The organism is Nonomuraea sp. NPDC003201, from assembly GCF_053590415.1.
This window is the reverse complement of record NZ_JBSFTC010000535.1, coordinates 1-4,913: the sequence shown is the minus strand read 5'-3', so window position 1 is coordinate 4,913 and position 4,913 is coordinate 1. Positions and strand designations below refer to the sequence as shown.

Sequence of the window (4,913 nt, the reverse complement as noted above, 5' to 3'; positions counted from 1 at the left end):
GGAGCGTGGCGGCCAGCAGCACGCACAGGCCCAGCCCCAGCCCGGCGACCGGCCGGTCCGCCGCCGCGGCGCGGGAGGTCGTCCAGGATGCGGCGCATCGGCTCCTTCAGTTTCTTGACGATCACCTCCCCCAGTCGCTTGCCGGTGATTTCCATGCCCTCGACCTGGGCCTTCCTGAGCTCGGTCTGGGCCAGCCTCATCCGCGCCACGGCCAACGAGGCTCCGGCCGCGCCCCCGAACGCCAGGAGCTTCGCCACGGTGACCGCCGTGGCCGCCGCCTGCATGCCTGAGACGACCTTCACCGCCGACACCACGGAGGCGGCGCCTTCCAGGCCCACGGGCGCCACGTTCAAGGCCTGGCCGGCCTGCGCGAGGGATCCGCCGCTGACTCCGAGCCTGTTCCACTGGGTCTGCAGGGCTTCGGCGGCGCCGCCGCGGTAGTTCTGCTGCGCGCCGCGGACCGCCGTCTCCGCCTGTGTCGCCGAGGTGAGCGCGGTCGCGGCGGTGTTGCGTATGGCGGTGGCCTCAGCCCGCATGTCGTCTTCGTTGATGTTCGGCCAGTGGCCGATCATCTGCATCATCCCGGCGGCGGCCGGATCGAGCATCACCGCCATATGTCACCGGCGTTCTGCGCGTTCGCGCTCTCGGCCTCAGAAGTGTTCCTGACCACGCGGTCGAGCCCGTCGCCGGTCTCGCCGATCGCCGTGGACAGGGCGGTGAGCGCGGCCATCGAGGTCTCGCGAGCATCCGCGTAGATGCCGGCGAACATGCCGAACATGCCGTCGTCCCCCCAGGACGAGACTCCGTCCCCCCGCTGCACGAGAGGGCTGAGCGCGGCGTCGTGCTCTTCTGCGTGTGTTCTGATCCGGGAGGCGTTCTGTCCCACAGCCCCCAGAGCGATCTCCAATCCCGTCATGCCGGGTAACCATACATTGACAAATGTGGAAAAGATCGCCACTTGTCATTCATGAGGCGTTCAGGAGAGGCACACGGCGCCCGCGGCACACCGTTGCCAAGAGCCGGCCTTCTCCCTTTCCCATCGGCACGGAACCAGAACGGAAGCAGAACGGAATAACGGTTTCGTAGGGTCCTCCGACAGCGGCCACGGCCAGAACTGAATCCGTATGGAGTCGACATGCCTGTTCCCTCGCCAGAGCAAGACGCGACATTCCTGGCCGCGTACATGGAACGCTGCCGGGAGACCATTCGTGGCCTGTACGCCGCTCAAACGGCGATCGGACAACTCGAGGGGCGGGCGCAAAGCGTCGACGGCCTGGTGTCGGCGACCGCCAACGGCCAGGGCCGGGTCACACGGCTGAGTATCAACCCGCGGGCACTGCGCATGAACGAACAGGAACTCGGCCGCGTGGTGACCGCAGTGCTCCAATCGGCCCAGGACAACGCCGCACGGCAGGCGCAGGAGATCGCGGACGAGGCGTCGAGCCGCGCCGACGCCCTGCCCGAGCCGCTCGACGAAACCTTCGTCCGCGCACGGGGCGAGCAGGCCATCCGTGATCTCACCTAAGAGGCACACTGTGCACCATCCGGAGAACGACTTCGGCGTCCGGGACGTGGACGGGCCCGCCCGCGAAGGCACGCAGATGCTGGCCGCGTTGGAGGCGGCCCAGGAGGACCTCGACAAGATCGTCGGCACGGCCAAGGGCCGGTCAGGTCACGTCGAGGCGTCCGTGAACCCCGAAGGCCGCGTGCTGAACCTCTCCTTCGCTCCCCGTGCCCTGCGCATGAGCAGCCAGGACCTGGCCGAGGAGGTCGTGGCGACCCTCGCCCTGGCGAGCGCCGATGCCGAGCGCCAGGTCAACGCCCTCCTGCGCGAAGCCCTTCCCGGATACGACCCGGAGCAGGCCGCCGCCGACTTTGAGCGCCTCATCAGCGACTGGCGCTGACCTACGACTTTACGCAGCTCCTAATGAATATGAGATGCGTAAATATGGATGTAGCGGTGCAAGCCTGTAGAAAGTAGGCTCATGATCTTTGGAGCCAACGGTGTCGCCGAGCCGGCCGATCAACGATAGGAGCACTGTGCCAAGAAGAACCTCCCTGTTAGCCACCGCCCTCGTGGTGTTCGCGACGTTGTTGACCGCTCCGATGGCCCACGCGACGGTGACCGGAGAGGACGTCACGGATGCCGTCGGCAGGCGCGGCATCACCTGGGGGCCGTGCGAGGAGGAGCCCACCGTCGAGTGCGGCCTGCTGGCCGTACCGATCGACTGGTCCCGGCCGAACGGACCCACAGTCAACCTGACCCTCGCCCGGCGCAAGGCCGCCGACCCCTCCGCGCGGATCGGATCCCTGCTGACCAACCCGGGCGGACCCGGCAACTCCGGCGTGAACGACATCCTCCGCCCCTCCGGCTTCAGCGAGGACGTCCAGCGGCGGTTCGACATCGTCAGCTACGACCCCCGGGGCGTTGCCCGCAGTGGCTCGGTGACCTGCTCGGCTTCGGTGTACAACGAGATGCCGTACCCGGTCATGACCAGCCAGGCCGACTACGACAAGTGGGTCGCCTTCAACAAGAAGCTGCGCGCGGACTGCCGCAAGCTCACCGGCCCCCTGTACGACCACATCGACTCGGCCAACGTGGCGCGGGACATGGACGCCATCCGCGCCGCGCTCGGCGAGGAGAAGCTGACCTCGTACGGCGTCTCCTACGGCACGCTCGCCCAGCAGATGTACGCCGAGCTCTTCCCGAACCGGATCCGGGCCATGGTGCTGGACAGCAACATGGACCACAGCCTGAACGTCAAGGCGTTCCAGGTGACCGAGGCGGCCACCGTCCAGGACAGCTTCGCCGAGTTCGTCGCCTGGTGTGACCGGAGCACAGACTGCGTCCTGCACGGGCGCGACGTCCGGGCGCTGTGGAAGGGACTGCTCGAGAAGGCGGACCGCGGCGAGCTGTACTGGCCGGGCGTCACCGACCGGCCAGTGAGCGCTCACAACCTCCTCTGGCTGGGCGTGGTGCTCAACGAGGCGCCCGCCTGGCGGCAGGAGGCCAAGGTGCTCCTCGCCCTGGACGGCGGGCCGGTGCCGGACGACATGCCGGGCCCTCCCGGCAACGGGCCCGTGGGCGGCGAGTTCGCCGAACTCCCCACCGCGATCCTCTGCGAGGACTTCAACCTGTCGCTCCGGAACTACAACGAGTACGCCGACGTGATGCGCAGCTCCAACGCGGTGGCCCCGGACCTGCGGTACAACCCGATGCCGATGGGCGACATGCCGATCTGCCAGGGCCACCCGGTCAACAACCCGCAGCACCGGCTGCGGTACACGGGTAGCGCTCCGCTGCTGGTGGGCACCTCCATGCACGACCCCGACACACCGTACGAATGGTCGGCCAGCGTGGCCCGCCAGCTCGGCTCCAAGGCCACGCTGCTCACGTACGAGGGCTGGGGCCACGGCGTCTACGGCATGACCCAGTGCACCACGGCCGCCATGGACGACTACCTGATCTCGCTGACCGTGCCCGCGCGGGGCACCCGCTGCCCGGCGGAAGAACCCCAAGGCTAGATCTTCAGGCCGGGTTCTCCAGGTCGTTCCGGGAGCCTGTGGGGTAGTCCACGAACGCGAACGCCGACCCGTCGGGCGCCCAGCTGGGGACGTTGATCGTGCCCTGCCCACCGTGCAGCGCCACCAGCGTCTCCGGCTCCTGCCAGGCGTCGACCGACACGAGCCGCAGCTCGACGGGGAGGTCGGCGGGGTGCCCGGTCGTGCCGGGCGGGTAGCTGAGGTACACGGCGACATCGCCGGTGGGCGCGACGCCCGGGCGTCCACTCGCACCCGTCCGCCGGGCCCGGGTCGGTGGTGACCGCGACGTCGTCCTGCCCGTCCAGCCCGACGGTGTGGATGGTGGCCGATGCCCACCAGTTGTCGCCTTCCGGTTCCAGGCGCACGTAGCCGAGGCGCTGCCCGTCGGGGCTGACGCCGTGCAGGAAGTGCATCCCCCCGTCCTCGACGGTCACTCGGCGCGCCGCCCCACCGGCGAGAGTGGCCTCCCAGATGTGCCAGTCGTTCGCGGACGAAGCGATCGACCGCCGTCCAGGCCAGTTCGCGACCGCCGAACGTCCCGCTGAGAGTGAACTCAATGAAGATCGCGTCATCGGTGGCGCTCCAGCGGTGAACGGTCGCCTGAATGTCCGGAACGAGTTCGAAGAGCCGGGCGAACGCGACGCGGCACTCGTTGCTTGAGCGCGGCAGGCGTTCTCACCCTGCCCGTAGTGCCCGTCGCGCCGTGCGGTCGACGGCAGGGGTTTGGACGTCCGGCCCGGTCTCACCGCCATACGTTGCGATCTTGTACTCGACAGCCGTCAGGGAAAGGGTCAGCTCACGGATCCGGCGGCGGATCGTGTCACGATGCTCCACCAACATGTCGAGCCGCTCGGGCACCGTATGCTCCCCGGCATCGACGAGCGAGACGTAGTCCTGCAGATCACGCATCGCCATCCCGGACAACCGCATCCGGGTCAGGAACACCAGCCGCCGCACCGCGCCGGCGTCGTACACGCGATGACCATTGCCGTCCCGGCCCACCACGACCAGCCCCGCCCGCTCGTAGTAACGCAACGTGTGCGGCGAGATCCCGAGCAGATCGGCGACGTCGGCGATCGCCATCGGCTCGGGCACCTCGGCCAGCTCGGTGAGGCGATGGATCGCCTCGACCGACATCGCGCCGTCGTCGTCGCCGAGCGTTGCGAGCGCCCTGCTCATCAGATCGTCGGTGGCCATGACCACCAGCCTAAATCGGCCGGACCGATGCCGGGACCTCCGGGAAGTCGGCGCTGCGGGCGGTCTCGGCCCACCGCGCGACCTCCTCCAGGCCACGCCGGTACGCCCCCGAGATCCGCTCCACCGCCTCACGCCCGAGCGGCAGCCGCAGCGGCACCTGCTCACCATGCGCG

General features: G+C 68.9%; 8 protein-coding genes. 4 read left to right on the top strand and 4 right to left on the bottom strand.

Annotated features, from left to right (window positions below; all coding sequences use genetic code 11):
* On the bottom strand, window positions 1-605 hold a 605-nt coding region (locus tag ACWDX9_RS60060; protein ID WP_449972824.1), incomplete at its 3' end, for a WXG100-like domain-containing protein.
* Complete coding sequence (locus tag ACWDX9_RS60055; protein ID WP_449972822.1) at window positions 605-916, bottom strand: hypothetical protein; 312 nt, start codon at window positions 914-916, stop codon at window positions 605-607. The genes ACWDX9_RS60060 and ACWDX9_RS60055, both read right to left, overlap by 1 nt.
* Window positions 917-1,135: 219 nt before the next feature.
* Between ACWDX9_RS60055 and ACWDX9_RS60050 the strand changes: the two genes are divergently transcribed.
* The 3 genes from ACWDX9_RS60050 (at window position 1,136) to ACWDX9_RS60040 (ending at window position 3,525) form a co-directional block, all read left to right on the top strand.
* Window positions 1,136-1,525: a YbaB/EbfC family nucleoid-associated protein gene (locus ACWDX9_RS60050; RefSeq protein WP_449972820.1), complete on the top strand. Its 390-nt coding sequence runs from the start codon at window positions 1,136-1,138 to the stop codon at window positions 1,523-1,525.
* A 10-nt stretch (window positions 1,526-1,535) separates the two neighbouring features.
* The gene (locus tag ACWDX9_RS60045) at window positions 1,536-1,904 is read left to right on the top strand and encodes a YbaB/EbfC family nucleoid-associated protein (RefSeq protein ID WP_449972819.1); all 369 of its coding nucleotides are present in this window, start codon (window positions 1,536-1,538) and stop codon (window positions 1,902-1,904) included.
* 136 nt (window positions 1,905-2,040) lie between these two features.
* Window positions 2,041-3,525: an alpha/beta fold hydrolase gene (locus ACWDX9_RS60040; protein ID WP_449972817.1), complete on the top strand. Its 1,485-nt coding sequence runs from the start codon at window positions 2,041-2,043 to the stop codon at window positions 3,523-3,525.
* Between the two features lie 4 nt (window positions 3,526-3,529).
* On the opposite strand, the gene ACWDX9_RS60035 is transcribed toward ACWDX9_RS60040, so the two are convergent.
* Window positions 3,530-3,751, bottom strand: coding sequence for a hypothetical protein (locus ACWDX9_RS60035; protein WP_449972815.1), 222 nt, complete (start codon window positions 3,749-3,751; stop codon window positions 3,530-3,532).
* A 263-nt stretch (window positions 3,752-4,014) separates the two neighbouring features.
* Between ACWDX9_RS60035 and ACWDX9_RS60030 the strand changes: the two genes are divergently transcribed.
* Window positions 4,015-4,203, top strand: coding sequence for a hypothetical protein (locus ACWDX9_RS60030; protein ID WP_449972813.1), 189 nt, complete (start codon window positions 4,015-4,017; stop codon window positions 4,201-4,203).
* 15 nt (window positions 4,204-4,218) lie between these two features.
* On the opposite strand, the gene ACWDX9_RS60025 is transcribed toward ACWDX9_RS60030, so the two are convergent.
* Window positions 4,219-4,740 carry a MerR family transcriptional regulator gene (locus ACWDX9_RS60025; RefSeq protein WP_449972811.1) on the bottom strand — a complete coding sequence of 174 codons (522 nt, stop codon included), beginning with the start codon at window positions 4,738-4,740 and terminating at the stop codon, window positions 4,219-4,221.
* Window positions 4,741-4,913 lie beyond the last annotated feature (173 nt).

Bases quoted from the DNA above. Each gene is read 5' to 3' on its own strand.
- ACWDX9_RS60030 (WP_449972813.1), top strand. From the start codon at position 4,015: ATGTGCCAGTCGTTCGCGGACGAAGCGATCGACCGCCGTCCAGGCCAG.
- ACWDX9_RS60050 (WP_449972820.1), top strand. From the start codon at position 1,136: ATGCCTGTTCCCTCGCCAGAGCAAGACGCGACATTCCTGGCCGCGTAC.
- ACWDX9_RS60055 (WP_449972822.1), bottom strand. From the start codon at position 916: ATGACGGGATTGGAGATCGCTCTGGGGGCTGTGGGACAGAACGCCTCC.
- ACWDX9_RS60025 (WP_449972811.1), bottom strand. From the start codon at position 4,740: ATGGCCACCGACGATCTGATGAGCAGGGCGCTCGCAACGCTCGGCGAC.